Here is a 15670-nt window from a genome sequence, read left to right as displayed (position 1 = left end):
CCGAAGCCCAACGCCGCCACTACGAGGAGTTCGTCGCCTTCCGGGCCGAGGCCGAGCGCCGCTTCGCCGCCCTCCAAGAAGAAGTCGCCGCCGCCCGCGCCGAGGCCGACCGCCGCTTCGCCGAACTGGCCGAAGCCCAACGCCGCCACTACGAGGAGTTCGAGACCTTCCGGGCTGAGGTCGACCGTCGCTTCGCTCAACTCATCGAAGCCCATCAATATTTGCTGGAGCGGGTGAACCGCCTGGATCGACGGGCGGAGCAGCACGCCCAGGACCTGGGGCGGCTGAAGAAGTTCTATACGGAGACCCGCTATCGAGAGCGGGCCGCCACGCTCTTCCGGCCCCTCCTCCGTCGCGCCCGGGCCGTCCCCGACGCCCAGATCGAGGAGTCCCTGGAGGAGGCGGTCGCCGCCGGCCGCATCACCCCCGAGGAGGCCGACGATGCCGCCCGCCTGGACCTGGTGGTGGAGGGCTTCCACCGCCGTGAGGACCGCCGCCTCTACCTGGCCGTGGAGATCTCCTGGCTGGGGACGCCGGAGGACGTCGGGCGGGCCCTCCAACGGGCGGAGATCCTGACGCGAGCCCTGAACACCGAGGTGTGGCCCGCCGTCGCCGCCGATCGGCTGACCTGGGCGGCCCGCCGGATGGCCCGCGCGCTGCAGGTGTGGTGGGTCCATGACCATCGGATCTATCCCCCGGGGGAGATCCCGGAGCCAGAAGAGAAGCCGGAAGAAGAAACGGAGCAGCCGTGAAGCGCCGGAAGGATCCCACAGGCGCCCCTTCGAATCCAACCCCGGCGGGCCCCCCCGTGCCCGAACGGGCGGTCTCCCCGTATCGGCGGCCGGAGGAGCAGGCGGTGGAGATGGCCCTGCGGCCGCAGCGGCTGGAGGAGTTCATCGGCCAGGACCGGGTGAAGGAGAACCTGCGCATCCTGATCGAGGCGGCCCGGGCCCGCGGCGAGCCGCTGGACCACTTGCTGTTCTACGGCCCCCCTGGCCTCGGCAAGACCACCCTGGCCATCGTCATCGCCAACGAGATGGGGGTGCCCATCCGCATCACCTCGGGCCCGGCCATCGAGCGGGCCGGGGACCTGGCCGCCATCCTCACCAACCTGCGGGCCGGCGAGATCCTGTTCATCGATGAGATCCATCGGCTCCCGCGGGCGGTGGAGGAGATCCTCTACCCCGCCATGGAGGACTTCGCCCTGGACATCGTCATCGGGAAGGGGCCGGCCGCCCGCAGCATCCGCCTGAGCCTCCCCCGCTTCACGGTGATCGGCGCCACCACTCGCCTGGCCCTGCTCACCGCCCCCCTCCGGGCCCGCTTCGGCGCGGTCTTCCGCCTGGATTTCTACGACCAGGCGGCGATGGAGACCATCGTCCGACGCGCCGCCCAGGTCCTGGGGGTGGAGATCGATGCCGAGGGGGTGCGGGAGATCGCCCGGCGGGCCCGCGGGACCCCCCGCGTGGCGGTGCGCTTGCTCCGCCGGGTCCGGGATTACGCCCAGGTTCGCGCCGACGGGGTCATCACCGCCACGGTGGCCGCTGAGGCCCTGCGGCTGATGGATGTGGATCCCCTGGGGCTGGACGAACTGGACCGTCGGCTGATGCGCACCCTCGCCGAGAAGTTCGGCGGGGGGCCGGTGGGACTGGAGACCCTGGCCGCGGCCCTGGCCGAGGAGCCAGATACGATCATGGATGTGGTAGAACCGTATCTGCTCCAGTTGGGCTTCCTGGATCGGACGCCCCGCGGCCGGGTGCTCACCCGCCGCGCCTACGAGCATCTGGGCCTGCCCTACCCCAGCGAGGCCGGCCAGCCCCCGCTTCCCCTGGAGCCTGCCTGATGGGACGGATCATGGCCTTGGACCTCGGGGAGAAACGCATCGGGGTGGCCGTGAGCGACCCGAGCCACACCATCGCCCGCCCCCTCGCCATCCTCCCTCGGCACTCCCGCCGGGCCGTGGCGGAGGCCCTCGCCCGGCTGATCGCCGAACACGATGTGGAAGCGGTGGTCGTGGGCTTGCCCCGTAGCCTCTCTGGGGAGGAGGGGCCCCAGGCGTGGTGGGTCCGCCGGGAGGCGGAGGCCCTGGCCCGCCATCTCCCCGTCCCCATTGTCTTCTGGGACGAGCGGCTCTCCACCGCCACCGCCGCGGCCTATCGGGCCATGCGGGGACGCCGCCGGCATGAACCCCTCGACGCCGAGGCCGCCGCCGTCATCCTCCAGGATTACCTCGAGGCCCGGCGGTCCGCCGCCCCCCCTGGCCCTCCGGACTGAGCCTTCTGCCCCCTTTTCCACCAGGCGGCCCCCGTGGAAAATACACCCACAGCGGATCCGCATCCCCATCGGACGGCGAAGCGATGGCCCGACGGCAGCGTTCCCCCCGCCAGGCGGTCCGTTGGCTGATCGCCATCGGAGCGATCGTGTTCTTCTGCGGCGCCCTCGGCGGCGCCCTCCTCCCCCGTTGGGGGCGCGCCGGGGGAGACGGATCCACCCTCGGCGGCTCCCCAGAGACCTGGGCCCTGGGGCTGTATCTCCTCCTCCGCCGCGGGGACCTGGAACGGCCGGCCGGGGACGACCCTACGCCGATCGCTTTCGTCATCCGCCCCGGCCAATCGGTGATGGCGGTGGCCCAGGACCTGCAGGCGGCCGGCCTGATCCGGGACGCGGGGCTGTTCCGCGCCTATGTGCGCTATCGCGGGATGGACCGGGAGATCGAGGCGGGCGAATACACGCTGCGGAGGACCATGACCATCCCGGAGATCGCCGAGGCCCTCCGCTCCGGGCGGGCTGCCGAGTGGACGGTGCGGATCCGGGAGGGGCTGCGCATGGAGGAGGTGGCCGAGGCCGTCGCCGCCCAGACCCACCTCTCGGCCCAGGCCTTCCTGGACCTCGCCCGGGACGGAGGGCGATGGCGGGGCCGCTTCCCCTTCCTGGTGGAGCTCCCGCCAGGGGCCTCCCTGGAGGGCTATCTCTTCCCGGACACCTATCGCCTGGCCCGGGACGCCACGGCCGAGGAGATGATCCGGCGCATGCTGGAGAACTTTGGGCGCAAGGTCCCGCCCGAGAAGCAGGCCGCCGCCCGGGCCCGGGGCCTCACCCTCCACCAGGTCGTCACCCTGGCCTCCATCGTGGAGCGAGAGGCCGTCCTCCCCCAGGAGCGCCCGCTGATCGCCAGCGTTTACCTCAACCGGCTGGCCAGCGGGATGAAGCTGGACGCCGACCCCACGGTGCAATACGCCCTGGGCTACCAGCCGGATCAGAGGACCTGGTGGAAGAGCCCCCTCACCCTCGATGACCTCCAGGTGGACTCCCCGTATAACACCTACCGGTACCCCGGTCTACCCCCCGGCCCCATCGCCAACCCTAGCCTGGCCTCCATCGAAGCGGTGCTGAACCCGGCGTCGACGGACTATCTCTACTTCATGGCGGATTGTGAGAAGCGGGACGGCAGCCACTGGTTCGCCCGCACCCAGGAGGAGCACCTGCGGAACTTCCACCGTTGCCGGTGAGGTCCCCTGCTCCGCCTGCCCCGCAGTATAATTTAAGGAAAGGGGAGAAAGGCGGTGGCGGGATGGTGGGTGTGCAGAACCCCACGACCCTCGAGTTCCTTCTGGAGCAGATCCGCGACCCGTTGAGCCCCCAGGACCGGGCGCTGATCGAGCGGGCGTATGCCTTGGCGGAACAGGCCCACGGCCATCAGACACGGGCCTCAGGGGAGCCCTATCTTTACCATTGCTTGGCCGTGGCCGGCATCCTGGCCGAGCTCCGCCTGGACCCCCCCGTGATCGCCGCCGGGCTGCTCCACGACGTGGTGGAGGACACCGGGGTGACCCTGGAGGACATCCGCCGGGAGTTCGGGGAGGAGATCGCCCGGCTGGTGGATGGGGTGACCAAGTTGAAATACATCGACCGCCTCCGGGCCCAGCCCGAGGAAGGGGAGACACGGCGGACCGGGCGGGAGGAGCAGAGCGCGGAGAACATCCGAAAGATCTTCTTCGCCATGGTGGAGGACCCCCGGGTCGTGTTGATCAAACTGGCCGACCGCCTCCACAACATGCGCACCCTGGGCGCCCTCCCCCCCGAGAAGCAAAAGCGCATCGCCCGGGAGACCCTGGAGATCTACGCCCCGCTGGCCAACCGCCTGGGGATCTGGCAACTGAAGTGGGAGCTGGAGGATCTGGCCTTCCGCTATCTGGAGCCAGAGAAATACCGGGAGATCGCCCGCGCCATCGACGAGCGGCGGGCCGAGCGCGAGCGCCACATCCAGCAGATCGTCGAACGCATCAAGGCCCGCCTGGCCGAGGAGGGGATCCAGGCCGAGGTCACCGGCCGGGCCAAGCACATCTACAGCATCTACCGCAAGATGGTCCGCAAGGGGGTCCCCTTCGACCAGGTCTACGACGTGCGGGCCGTCCGCATCATCGTCCACACCATCCCTGAGTGCTACCAGGTCCTGGGCATCATTCACTCCATGTGGCGGCCCATCCCCAAGGAGTTCGACGACTACATCGCCAACCCCAAGGACAACTCCTACCGCAGCCTGCACACGGCGGTGATGCTGGAGGACGGTAAGACCCTGGAGGTGCAGATCCGCACCTGGGAGATGCACTGGGAGGCCGAATACGGCATCGCTGCCCACTGGATTTACAAGGAGCAGGTCTCCAAACGGGATCTGGCCTTCGAGAAGAAGGTGGCCTGGCTGCGCTCCCTGCTGGAGTGGCGAAACGAGGTCACCTCGGCCCGCGAGTTCGTCGAATCCCTGAAGACCGACGTCTTCGAGGACCGGATCTACGTCTTCACCCCCAAGGGCGATCCCATCGATCTCCCCCGCGGGAGCACCCCTGTTGACTTCGCCTACCACATCCACACCGAACTGGGCCACCGCTGCCGGGGGGCCCGGGTGAACGGGAAATGGGTCCCCCTGAACTACGTGCTCCAGATGGGCGACCAGGTGGAGATCATCCCGGCCAAGCAGGGCGGACCGAGTCGGGACTGGCTGGATCCGGCCAAGGGCTATGTGAAGACCTCGCGGGCCCGCCAGAAGATCCGCCAGTGGTTCAAGCAGCAGGGGCGCGCCGAGAACATCCGCCACGGCCGGGAGATCCTGGCCCAGGAGATCCGGCGCCTGGGCGTCCCCTTCTCCGTGGACGAGGCGGCGAAGCGGCTCCACGGTGAGTTCGGATACAAGGATCCGGAGGACCTACTGGCAGCCATCGGCTGGGGCGACGTCTCCCCCGAGCAACTGGCCCCCCGCCTGATCCGGATGGAGGAGGAGCGCCGCCAGGAGGAGCGCCGGGGGGGCGTCGAGCCCCCGCCGCTTGCAGAGCGCCCCGACGGCTCACGGCCGGTGTTGGTAGAGGACAACCCCCAGGGCCTGCTGATGCAACTGGCCCGCTGCTGCCGCCCGGTGCCCGGCGACGAGGTGATCGGTTACATCACCCGCAACCGCGGGATCACCATCCACCGTCGCGACTGCCCCAATATCCTCAACATCCGAACCCCTGAGCGCCTCATCGAGGTGCAGTTCCCCGCCGGGGAGAAGGGTTACCCGGTGGATGTGGAGATCACGGCCATCGATCGGGTGGGCCTGCTCCATGAGATCAGCGGCGTGCTCAAGGACGAGCAGATCAACATCGCCCACATCACCGTGGACACGCGTAACGGTTTCGCCATCTTCCAGGTCACCCTGGAGGTGCGCTCGGCGGCCCAGCTCCACCGGGCCCTGGCCCGCATCGAACAGATCCCCAACGTCCGGGAGGCCCGTCGACGCCGGTGAACGCCCCGGCGCGCCCGGCCATCCCCCTTCAGGGACGACAGCGCCCGAAACGATGGTCTCCACACCCCTGCCGATCCCAAGAGCGCGGAGCGCCTGGATCGCCTGGGCCGAGGGGGGCGGGCGCCTCCTCTGGGCTGTTGTCCTGGCCGCCTATCTGGGCTACGCCCTCCTCTTCGGCCTCTACGCGGCCGCCCTGATGCGTTTCCCCTTCGACTACGATCAGGGCGAGGGCTTCGAGTTGCTGGACGCGGTCTATTTCGCCCGAGGGGAATGGCCCTATCGGGACAACGAGGCTTACCCCTTCTACGCCTCGAACTATCCGCCCCTCTTCCACGTCCTGATGGTCCCCCTGGTGTGGGTTTTCGGCCCCCGCCTGGTCGCCGGGCGCCTGCTCTCGACCGCCGCCACCCTGGCCCTGGCCGCCGTCGTCGGCGGGGTGGTCTGGCGCTGGGGCCATCAGCGGGCCCTGGCGGCATGGGCCGGCCTCATGGTCCTGGCCTCCAATTACGTCTACCACATCGGCCCCCTCTCCCGCAGCCATATGACCATGGTCCTTTTCGAGACCCTGGCTGTCGCGATCCTGGCCCGGGAGGCGGGGTTTCCTCCTCGCCGGGCGCTGCTGGGGGGTGCCATCGCCCTCTCGGCCGCCGGGTGGACCAAACAGCACGCTGTGGTCACGACGGCGGCGGTGTTCCTCTATTTGTTCCTGCGGGATCCCCGCCGCGCCATGGCCTGGGGCGGGCTGGTGGCCGCGGCCAACCTGGCCCTCTTCCTCCTCATCGATCGGGCCACGGGAGGCTACTGGTTCCTGAACACCGTCCTCGCCAACGTCAACGAATACGACTACCGCCAGGCCTTCTTCCTCTATAGTCAGTGGTTCCGCCTGCACGCGGTGGTCCTGACCCTGGCAGCCGCGCTGGTCCTTTATGAGCTTTATTTCGACCGTCTGTCCCTCTACAGCGTATGGGCGGTCGTGGCCGCGGCCGGCGGGGCGCTGGCCGGCAAATGGGGGGCCGGGGAATCTTACTTCGTCACGGCGGTGGTGGCCGGCATCTTGGCCGCCGCCCGCCTCCTCCACCGCCTGGCGGACGGCGTGAAAGGGCGGCCAGCGGCGCGGGCGGCTCTCGCCCTGCTGGTGCCCGCCGTCCTGCTGGCCCAAAGCGCCCTGGTCTTCCACCTGCCGACCGATCACCCCCTCACCGCCCCCGTCGCCCGCTGGCTGGGCCTGACCGGGGCGCGCTATGTGGACGCGGTGGGATACACCCAGTTGGGACACCTGCCCACCGCCGAGGACGTCCGTAACGGCTGGCGCATCGTCGCCTACGTCCGCGAGGCCCCCGGCCCCGCCCTGACCGAGGAGGCCTCGTGGGCCCTGTGGGCCGGCAAGGAGCCGGTGACCAACCCCACCCAGTTGCTGAATCTCTACAAGAACGGAAGGCTGAACCCAGAGCCCTTGATCCGGATGATCCGCGAGCGGCGGTTCGGGGTAGTGGTCCTGCGGGCCCAGTTTTATCCGCAGCCGGTCCTGGAGGCCATCGGCCAGGCTTACCGCCCCGTCGACGACATCATGATGAACGGCTTCCAATACCGGATCCTGGCGCCCCGGGAGGGAGGAGGCGTCCTTCCAAAAAAAGGACCCAAAGGCCCCTCGGGCCTTCGGGTCCTGGTGGTGGGCCGTGCAGGACTCGAACCTGCAACCTTGGGATTAAGAGTCCCCTGCTCTACCCGTTGAGCTAACGGCCCACGCTGCTATTTCTAGTATAGCGGGAGCCCCATGGCGTGTCAAGACGCAACGCCCCCCAAGGGAGGAAACACGACCCCACGGGGCCGGCGTTTGCGGTTGCGGAAGCAGGCAGGGCCATCCCCTACGAGACCGCAGGGGTCCGCTGCGGATCATACGGGATGATGAAGAAGAAATGGGCCCCCTGGCCGGGCCGGCTCTCGACCCCGATGCGTCCCCCGTGGGCCTCCACCAGGTGCTTGGCGATGGCCAGCCCCAGGCCAGAGCCGCCATCCGCCCGGCTGCGGGCTTTCTCGGCCCGATAGAACCGGTCGAAGATGTGAGGAAGATCCTCCGGGGCGATCCCGACCCCAGTGTCCCGCACGCTCACCTGAACCCCATCCCCCACGTCCTGGACGGCCACGGTGACCTCCCCGCCAGGGGGAGTGTATCGCACAGCGTTGGTGAGCAGGTTCATCAGGACCTGCCGGATGCGCACCGGATCCGCCCGGACCTGGGGAAGGGCCTCCGAGAGCCGCACCGCCACGCGGATCCCTTTCTCCGCGGCCTGCAGGGCGATGCCGTCGACCGCCTCCTCCACCAATCGGTTCAGGTCCACCGGCTCCCGTTCCAGCCGCAACTGCCCCGCCTCGGCCAGAGTCAGCAGCCGCAGATCCTCCACCAGGCGGGCCAGGTGGCGGACCTCGTCGTGGATTTGGGCGATCTGCTCCAGGTCCAGGGGGAGGACCCCATCCATGAGCCCTTCCAGATGGCCCTGGAGGATGCCGAGGGGGGTGCGCAGTTCATGGGCGATGTCCGCCAGCATCTGGCGCCGCTGTTGCTCGGCGCGGGCCAGGGCCTCGGCCATGCGGTTGAAGGCCTCGGCGATCGGGCCCAGCTCCCCGCCCGCCGATCCGGGGACGCGGGCCCCCAGATCCCCTGCCGCCAGGCGCCGGGCAGCCTGCTCCAGCGCCCGGAGGGGCCGCACCAGCCGGGCGAAGGCCAGCGAGCCGGCCCCCAAGGCCAGGGCGATGCCGAACAGGGTGCTCCACCCAATGGCCCATCCCGCCCCCCAGAGGAATTGCTCAGAGGGCCCGCCGGCGACCGTCTGTTCCCCCACCAGCAGCCAGCCGACCGTCCGCCCCTCCACCCGGATGGGCACGCCGCGCCGCCGCACGTCCTCCGGGACCACCGCGCCCAGGGCGGTGCCCTCCGAGTCCAGCCGGACCGTCCCCGTCTCGTCGATCAGGAGGAGGCGATGGCCCATCATCTGCCACATAGACCTCCCGCTCATCCCCATCCCGCCGTGCATCATCCCCATTCCCGGCATCATCATCGGGAGGTCCAGGAGGTCCTCTACGCCGGCCCAGCCATCGTGGCGGGCGTAATAGTCGGCGAAGAAGGGCGCCAACCCCTCCGCCCAGCGCCGCCCTCCCTCCGCCACATAGACCCGAAATCCCCCTACCGTGGCGACGCCGATGAGGGTCGCCGTCAGCAGCATGCTCAAGACGACCACCGCCGCGAAGGCGGCGATGAGCCTCAGCCACAAGCCGCGCATCCATCCTCCCCGAAGCCGGGCCGCCGCGCCCTCACGGTCCCTCCTCCCCTCGGAACTTATACCCCACGCCGTAAACGGTCAGGATGTACTGCGGGTTCTTCGGGTCCGCCTCGATCTTCTGCCGCAGGTTCTTGATGTGGGCGTCGATGGCCCGCTCGTAGCCCTCGTAGGCCACCCCCTGGATCTGCTCCAACAACTGCAGGCGGGTGAACACCCGCCCCGGGTGCCGGGCCATGGTCGCCAGCAGCGCGAACTCGGTCGGGGTCAGGTGCACGAGGCGATCGCCCACCCGGACCTCCCGGCGCTCCAGGTCGACGGTCAGGTCCCCGACACGGATCACTGGAGGAGGCGTCACCTCGCCCTGGGCCCGGCGCAGCACGGCGCGAACCCGGGCGACCAGTTCCCGGGGGCTGAAGGGCTTGGTGACATAATCGTCCGCCCCCACTTCCAGACCGACCACCCGGTCCTCCTCCTCCACCCGCGCCGTCAGGATGATGATGGGCACCCCGGATTCGCGGCGGATGGCCCGACAGACGTCGAAGCCGTCCATCCCCGGCAACATCAAGTCTAGGACGATGAGGTCCGGGCGCTCCCGGCGGAAGGCCTGCAGGGCGGTCGGGCCATCGCCGACGGCGATGACCCGGAACCCGGCCTGCTCCAGATAGGCCTGGAGCAACTGGCGCATCCGGGGCTCGTCTTCCACCACCAGGATCGTCTTCATCGGCGCCGTCCCCCAGGGGGCGGAGCGGAGGGGATCCCCGCCGCGCGTCGCCAGAGGGCCGACGGGGATCCCTTCCCACGTCACGCGGTCGGGGCGGGTGGGGACCCCCGCAGCGAGGCCCCGCAGTAAGGGCAATGCGTCCACTCCGGTTGCACCGGACGGCCGCACGCGGGGCAGCGGGCCGCCGGCGGAGCCCCCGCGCCCGTCGCCCGCGGGACCTGCTGGATCCGCCAGACCAGGGCAGCGATGATCAGCCCCAGCAGCAGCAGGGAGATCAGCAGCCCGATCAGCATCATCACCGCGCCGAACCCCCATCCCATCCCGCCGAAGCCCCAGCCCCAGCGGCCCATCATGGGGCAGCAGCCCCAGCCCCACCCGCCGAAGACGGGCGCCAGCAGGGCCCCGACCACGCCCACCAGCAGGAGCAAAACCACCCCGCCGATCAGCCACCCGATCCAGTTCCGGCTCATGGCAACCTCCCTCTTCATTGTAGGGGCAAAACCCGGCCCGGGGACGCGTCGCCGTGCCCCTCCCCGTGGCCGTAGACCATCCGCAGGAACGTCCCATGCCAAGTGGGCATCCACACCTGGCCGGTGTAGCCATTCACGCTGAGCATCCCGACGATCTGCCCGTCCCGCAGGACGTGCAACGTGTAATAACCGTAGAAGGGATCGGCCTCCGCATCGACGGACAGCCCCGGCCGGGCTTGATCCAGGTAGGCCTGGGCGAGGCGCCGGGCCTCCTCCGGGGAGATGGGCATCGCCCCCGACGGAAAGGCGCGCCCGCCCATCGTGCCCATGCCGTATCGGGTGTTCCACATCATGTTCGGTCCGGATCATGTTCGGTCCGGGCTCCGGATGGACGGCCCCGGTGGCGCGATCGATCAGGAACTCGAAGGCGTAGCGGCCGGTGCTGCGCTCCCGCGCCTGGGCGTAGAAGAAGCCCCAGACCCACAGTGAGGATCCAACGCTTCATCGCAGCCTCCCATTCTCAGGTGCCCTTCCATCTCCCAGCATGCCAGGGGGATGTGAAGATCCCGTGAAGATCCTGGGGAAAGTCATTGAAGGCCCGCCGGGCCCTTGAAACGCCGGGAGGGACCCCACGGAGGGGTCCCTCCCGGATTTCCGCGGCCAGGGGGGGCGTTCGGCTCAGTCGGCGAACCGCACCCGGAGGGTCAGGATCTCCCGGGGCCGAGCGGCCAGGGTCAACCGGTCCCCCTCCAGGACCAGCGGCTCCAGCGGCGCCTCCTGGAGGTCCGCCCGCCAGGCCTCCCGCAGGGGGCGCCAGAAGGTCAACCGGACGATAAGGGGCGCTTCCGAGGCGTTGTATCCCCGCACGATCCATCCGTCGCCCTCCTCCGGCAACTTGAGGGCGGTGAGGACAAAGGCCGAGGGCTCCACCCTGAGGAAGGGGAGGGCGACCGGCCGGCCGGGCCCGGCGGCGGCCTCCGGAGGGGCCAGGAAGCGATAGGCCTCCCGGATGGCCTCCCAGCGGTCCGAATACGGGATCAGGCTGTAGCGGAAAGTCCAACGCCCCTGCATCTGGGCCGCAGGCGTCGGCAACGGGGGCCCCGCGTGGCCACGGCGGGTGGTCAGGTCACCCCGCGAGAGCCAGCCCGCACCGCGTAACAAGGTGAGGACCAAGGCCACGCCCTCCGGTCCGGGGCGGGCCTCGATCTCCGGCAGCCCGTGGTTGGCCAGGAGCAGGCCGCCCTCCTCCCCTTCCACCAGGGCGAAGCCTTGCTGCGGCTGGGTGGGCGCTGGCTGCTCCACCGCCGTCTTCACAGGGGTGGGGCTTCCCACCGGACGGGCCACCAGGTCGAAGGCGCCTTCGGTGATCCAGGTCGTCGCCCGGATCCCGGTGGGGAAGACCACCCGCAGCCGGTGATCGGCCGCCCGGTTCTCCACCACCGTCTCGAAATCCAACCGGGGGAGGCCCGGCCGCAGCCAGGCCCGCACCATCACGGGCACCGCGACGGTCTCTACGGAACGTCCTCGCCGATCCGGCCGCAGCCCGGCCGGGATCTCCCAAAGCATCGCCACCTCTAAACACGAACCGAACGGCGCCTCCTCCCAGGCCTGGATGTGGGGCGGCGCTGCCGGGCGGACCACCCGCTGGTCCTCCGGCGGCGGGTTGTGATTATAGACATCCCCGCTATCTCCCTCGTCCTCCAGTTGATGCAAGCCTTCCCAGCGGCGGCCCGAACGTCGGTCCTCCAACCAGAACGTGCCGGTCGCCGGATCCGCTCCCAACCGGAGGAACGCGTTCTCCACGGACATCCCCTCCAGCGGCTGGCGCCTCCCACGGCGCGGCGCGCCGGGGACGATGCGCAGCCGATACGCCCCGAGCCCGACGCCGGGGACCGCCGGCGCGGGGAAGGCCCAGCGGGACACCCCGCCCATCACCGCGTGGACGGTCCACGGGGCGCGGGCGGTCGGCTCGGCTTCCTGGAGGGCGCGGGCCACCCGGAGGACAGCGGAGACCATCCCGTGGTCCACATCCGCCGAGGCGTCAGCCCATTCCGCCCAGATCCGACGGCCCTCCCGATCCACCCAGAGGCGCTTGACCGCATATCGCCCCACGTGGACCCAGTGCAACCGTTCCAGAAAAGCCGCCCACTCCGCCTCGGTCACCGTCCAGGTCTCCCGGTCCCCGGTTCCCTCCTCGAGGAGGAACAAGGGGATCTCCTTGCCGGCCGCGTCCTCCAGGCGATAGGTCAAGCCCGGCGGCAGATCTGGGAGCGTCAGCGACACCGGCCCCCCGGCCGGCCCGGGGACCGGGTTGTAGACCAGGAGGGTCTGGGCCAACGAGCCCGGATCGGAGGCCAGCCAGCCGGGCGGCGGCTCGGGGCGCTCCGGCCCCCGCATGCGGGCCATCGCCTCCCGCGCCACCAGCGTGGCGATCTGCTCGGCGTGGTCGAAGCGCGGCTTCATGTCCTCATGGGCCTCGTCCACCCCGGTCCCGCAGATCGAGTCGTGGAAGTGGTTTTGGAGGAGGAGGCGCCAGGCCTCCCGCAGGAAGGGCCGCCGGTCCAGGCCACAGAGAGCGTGGGCGAAGGCCAGGAGGGGCTCGGCGTAGCGCTCCAGACGGGTCTGCACCGTCGCGTTCCGTTGCTTGATCCAGATCCGCGCGGAGAGCACGCCGGGCAGGACCGGGTGGCGCTTGCCGGAGCGGAGCTCCCCCCGCACCACCGGCAGGCGGCCCAGGTCCCCTCCGAGGAGGCGGTGGGCCTCCGCGATGTATTCCTGGAGCGAGCCGTGGCGGAGCCGGAGGTCAGGGAGGTAGGCCTGGGCGGCCCGCAGCCAGGCCGTCAGCCGCGGGTGGGGGAACAGGTGGTCGGTGCCGTTCATCAACAACACCAGGGGCACCGGCGTGTGCGAGGCGAGGGAGGCCGCCTGAAGGCGCAGATAAACGGCCAGGGCCTCGGCGTCCTCCGGCACCCAGGCCGCGTTTCCGTATCCGTCCCGCAGGTAAACCGTGAACACCCGGGTGCCGTCCGGCGCCTCCCACTGGAGCAGCGTCGGATGGTCGTCGAGGCCCCGCTGGAGCACAGCCGTCTCGATGCCGAAGCCCCGCAGGATCTGCGGCAACTGCCCGACGTGGCCGAAGGGATCGGGCGTGTAGCCGACGGCCAGCCACGCCCCGAAGCGGCGGGCCAGGCGGATCCCCAACAGGAGGTTGCGCACAAGGGCCTCGCCGCTCACCAGGAACTCATCGGGCAACACATACCAAGGGCCGATCCACAACTTCCCGGCCTCGACGGCGCGGCGGATCCGCGGCTCGAGATCCGGCCGCACCGCCAGCACATCCTCCAGGATCACGGACTGGCCGTCCAGCAGGAACCCGGCGAAATCGGGGTCCGCCTCGATGGCCGCTAGGACCTGTTCCATCAGGTCCACCAGCCGGTAGCGGAAGGCTTGGAAAGGCCGATACCACTCCCGATCCCAGTGGGAGTGAGTGACCACGATCGCCTCCAGCACGTCGCGCCCCTCCGTCGGTTCAGGATGTCCCACAGCCCACAAACCCATCACCCGGACCCCCGGCCTCACGGCGCGGGGGCGCCCCAGATCGGATTGGTCATCACGACCATAGGGAGGTCCTCAGGTCGCTCCTCCGGGAAGTGCCGCACCCCCCGGAGCTCCGCCCGCACGTATCCATGCTCACCCAGGTCGAGGACCGCCGTCCATTCGAAGGGCGAGCGGTCCACCGGCACGAAGGCCAGTTCGCCGCGCCGGGAGAGGCAGCGCAGGTGCAGCCCTTCGCCGCCCTCCACCCGGCAGCGGACGCGGACCGGCCCCCCTGGAGGGACTGCGTCGCCGACCCCCCAGGTGGTATCGTCCCGCTCGGCGGTCAACGTCAGCCACGGGCCCTCCACGTCGGCGGTGATCACGACCCGGCCGGCCCGGAGGGCGTCCAGGATCCCCTGGACGGTGAGGGCCTCGGCGTAGACCCAGGTGGTGGGGTGGCCCACCTGGTAGAAGGGCATCTCCTCCCCCGGGGGATCCTGGTGCTTGTCGCTCCCGCCCACGGCGACCACGCGGCGCCCGGCCCGGAGCAGCCGTTCCCAGAAGGCCAGGGACTCGTGGTTGCGCAGGGGCCATGGCCCCTGCCAGGCCTCCACCGCGTCCACGGGGAGAGCGAGGGGGTATTCCCAGGGCGGCCCATCGGTCTTCGGGTGGTTGATGGAGACCAGGGCTCCCATGGCATGGGCCGCCGCGATCACCGCCCGCAGCGCCTCCGCTGTCCGACAGCGGAAATCCAGCCAGCGGGGGAGCCCCCATGCGTTCATGTGCCCGTAGTAGGTAGTGACCTCCTCGCCAGGGATCAGCAGGAGGTCCGGCCCGCTCCAGGCCGCCAGATAGGGGAAGTGGCTGACGGTGTTGTGTTCCGTCACCGCCAGGAAATCCAGGCCTCGTCGGCGGGCGGCGGCCACCAGATCCTCCAGCGACCCAGGGGCGTCGCTGTGGTGGCTGTGGCTCTGGAGGTCGCCCCGAAACCAGGCCGGCCCGGGGCGGGGGGAGAAGGGGGCCGGCGGGGGCGGCGGCGGATGAGGAAGCGGTCCTTCTTCCTCGGCGCCCTGGACCACCACCGTGACCGGGCACCCTTCCGGGGCGATGCGGTAGAGGCCGAGGATCACATGCCAGCGGCCCGGAAAGATCGGGCCGGGGATGTAGCCTGGCGTGGCCGCCCGGGGGGTGAGGATCGCCTCGGCCCGGGCGCTCCCGCTCCACCCCCGGAAGCCCTCCCCCTCCAGGAAGGCGGTGCCTCGGGGGTCGAACAGCCCCAGGTCGATCACACTGGGGGCATCCGGGCGCCCCTGCCCCTCAAAGGCGTAACGGACCTCCAGGCGGGCGATCCCCGGCGGGACCTCGAAGGGGAGGAGCACGTAATCCGAGGCGGCCTTGTCAGCGGGTGTAAAGCGGCCTTCCCAGCGCAGCAACGTTCGCATGGCGACTTATCCTCCCCTCCCGATGGGCGTCGCTGCCCATCACCCCACACCACCACGGGTGGGCCACCGCGTGGGCGACCACAAAGCCCAGAAGGTCCACATCCCCCCGCCCGGGCCGCCCAGGGCTGACAGCGTCTCCGCCATCCGGAAAACGTCGGCCCCGATTCGGGGTTCCCCCATGCCGGGGAAACCCGCCAGGGCCGCCACCAGATACGCGATCACAGGTGCCTCCTTAACGGATGAAGTCTTTGGGGAGATCCAGGATGGGGGGAAGCCGATCGTCCGCATCCTTGGGAGAGCGTCGCGGGGCAGGGGGAAGGCGATCCCTTGCCCGCTCTCTCATCGCCCGCCCCATTGGGCCATCACCGCGCCGGGGACCTCTATCCGTGCACCGTTCCGTGGCGCATCGTCATCTGTTTCACCTTGCGCGGCGAAACGGATGACCG

The 15670-nt window shown here is 70.2% G+C and carries 11 protein-coding genes, 1 tRNA gene and 1 pseudogene; 5 read left to right on the top strand and 8 right to left on the bottom strand.

Features of this window, described 5'->3' with window-relative positions; genetic code table 11:
* The 5 genes and pseudogenes from C4313_RS08865 to C4313_RS08845 all read left to right on the top strand — a co-directional run.
* Nucleotides 1–752, top strand: a pseudogene (locus C4313_RS08865) (hypothetical protein); the annotation flags it as partial.
* Nucleotides 753–808: 56 nt separating this feature from the next.
* Nucleotides 809–1843 (top strand): Holliday junction branch migration DNA helicase RuvB, encoded by a 1035-nt coding sequence (ruvB, locus tag C4313_RS08860; protein ID WP_352429503.1) that lies wholly within the window; start codon nucleotides 809–811, stop codon nucleotides 1841–1843.
* Nucleotides 1843–2274: a Holliday junction resolvase RuvX gene (gene ruvX, locus C4313_RS08855; protein WP_352429502.1), complete on the top strand. Its 432-nt coding sequence runs from the start codon at nucleotides 1843–1845 to the stop codon at nucleotides 2272–2274. The genes ruvB and ruvX overlap by 1 nt, the downstream gene beginning before the upstream one ends.
* An 83-nt stretch (nucleotides 2275–2357) precedes the next feature.
* Nucleotides 2358–3509, top strand: coding sequence for an endolytic transglycosylase MltG (gene mltG, locus C4313_RS08850; protein ID WP_352429501.1), 1152 nt, complete (start codon nucleotides 2358–2360; stop codon nucleotides 3507–3509).
* Between the two features lie 65 nt (nucleotides 3510–3574).
* Nucleotides 3575–5776 carry a RelA/SpoT family protein gene (locus C4313_RS08845; protein WP_503012459.1) on the top strand — a complete coding sequence of 734 codons (2202 nt, stop codon included), beginning with the start codon at nucleotides 3575–3577 and terminating at the stop codon, nucleotides 5774–5776.
* Nucleotides 5777–7443: 1667 nt separating this feature from the next.
* Here C4313_RS08845 and C4313_RS08840 read toward each other — a convergent pair.
* The 8 genes from C4313_RS08840 to C4313_RS08805 all read right to left on the bottom strand — a co-directional run bounded on the left by C4313_RS08840 (nucleotide 7444) and on the right by C4313_RS08805 (nucleotide 15446).
* Nucleotides 7444–7519: transfer RNA gene (locus tag C4313_RS08840), tRNA-Lys, on the bottom strand.
* Between the two features lie 122 nt (nucleotides 7520–7641).
* The gene (locus C4313_RS08835; RefSeq protein WP_352429499.1) at nucleotides 7642–9054 is read right to left on the bottom strand and encodes a sensor histidine kinase; all 1413 of its coding nucleotides are present in this window, start codon (nucleotides 9052–9054) and stop codon (nucleotides 7642–7644) included.
* A 31-nt stretch (nucleotides 9055–9085) separates the two neighbouring features.
* Nucleotides 9086–9775, bottom strand: coding sequence for a response regulator (locus C4313_RS08830; RefSeq protein ID WP_352429498.1), 690 nt, complete (start codon nucleotides 9773–9775; stop codon nucleotides 9086–9088).
* Between the two features lie 80 nt (nucleotides 9776–9855).
* Nucleotides 9856–10245, bottom strand: coding sequence for a zinc ribbon domain-containing protein (locus C4313_RS08825; RefSeq protein ID WP_352429497.1), 390 nt, complete (start codon nucleotides 10243–10245; stop codon nucleotides 9856–9858).
* A gap of 14 nt (nucleotides 10246–10259) precedes the next feature.
* Entirely contained in the window at nucleotides 10260–10595 is a 336-nt protein-coding gene (locus tag C4313_RS08820) for a PepSY domain-containing protein (RefSeq protein ID WP_352429496.1), read from the bottom strand.
* Between the two features lie 328 nt (nucleotides 10596–10923).
* On the bottom strand, nucleotides 10924–13755 hold the full coding sequence (locus tag C4313_RS08815) for an alpha-mannosidase (protein ID WP_352429495.1): 2832 nt from the start codon (nucleotides 13753–13755) through the stop codon (nucleotides 10924–10926).
* 65 nt (nucleotides 13756–13820) lie between these two features.
* A complete protein-coding gene (locus C4313_RS08810; RefSeq protein ID WP_352429494.1) occupies nucleotides 13821–15224 on the bottom strand; it encodes a CehA/McbA family metallohydrolase in 1404 nt (467 codons plus the stop codon).
* Between the two features lie 39 nt (nucleotides 15225–15263).
* A complete protein-coding gene (locus C4313_RS08805; protein ID WP_352429493.1) occupies nucleotides 15264–15446 on the bottom strand; it encodes a hypothetical protein in 183 nt (60 codons plus the stop codon).
* Nucleotides 15447–15670: the final 224 nt, after the last annotated feature.

It is taken from the genome of Thermoflexus sp., assembly GCF_040289485.1.
Taxonomy (GTDB): Bacteria; Chloroflexota; Anaerolineae; order Thermoflexales; family Thermoflexaceae; genus Thermoflexus.
The sequence above is the reverse complement of the archived record's forward strand: the minus strand, read 5'-3'. Positions and strand labels throughout refer to the sequence as shown.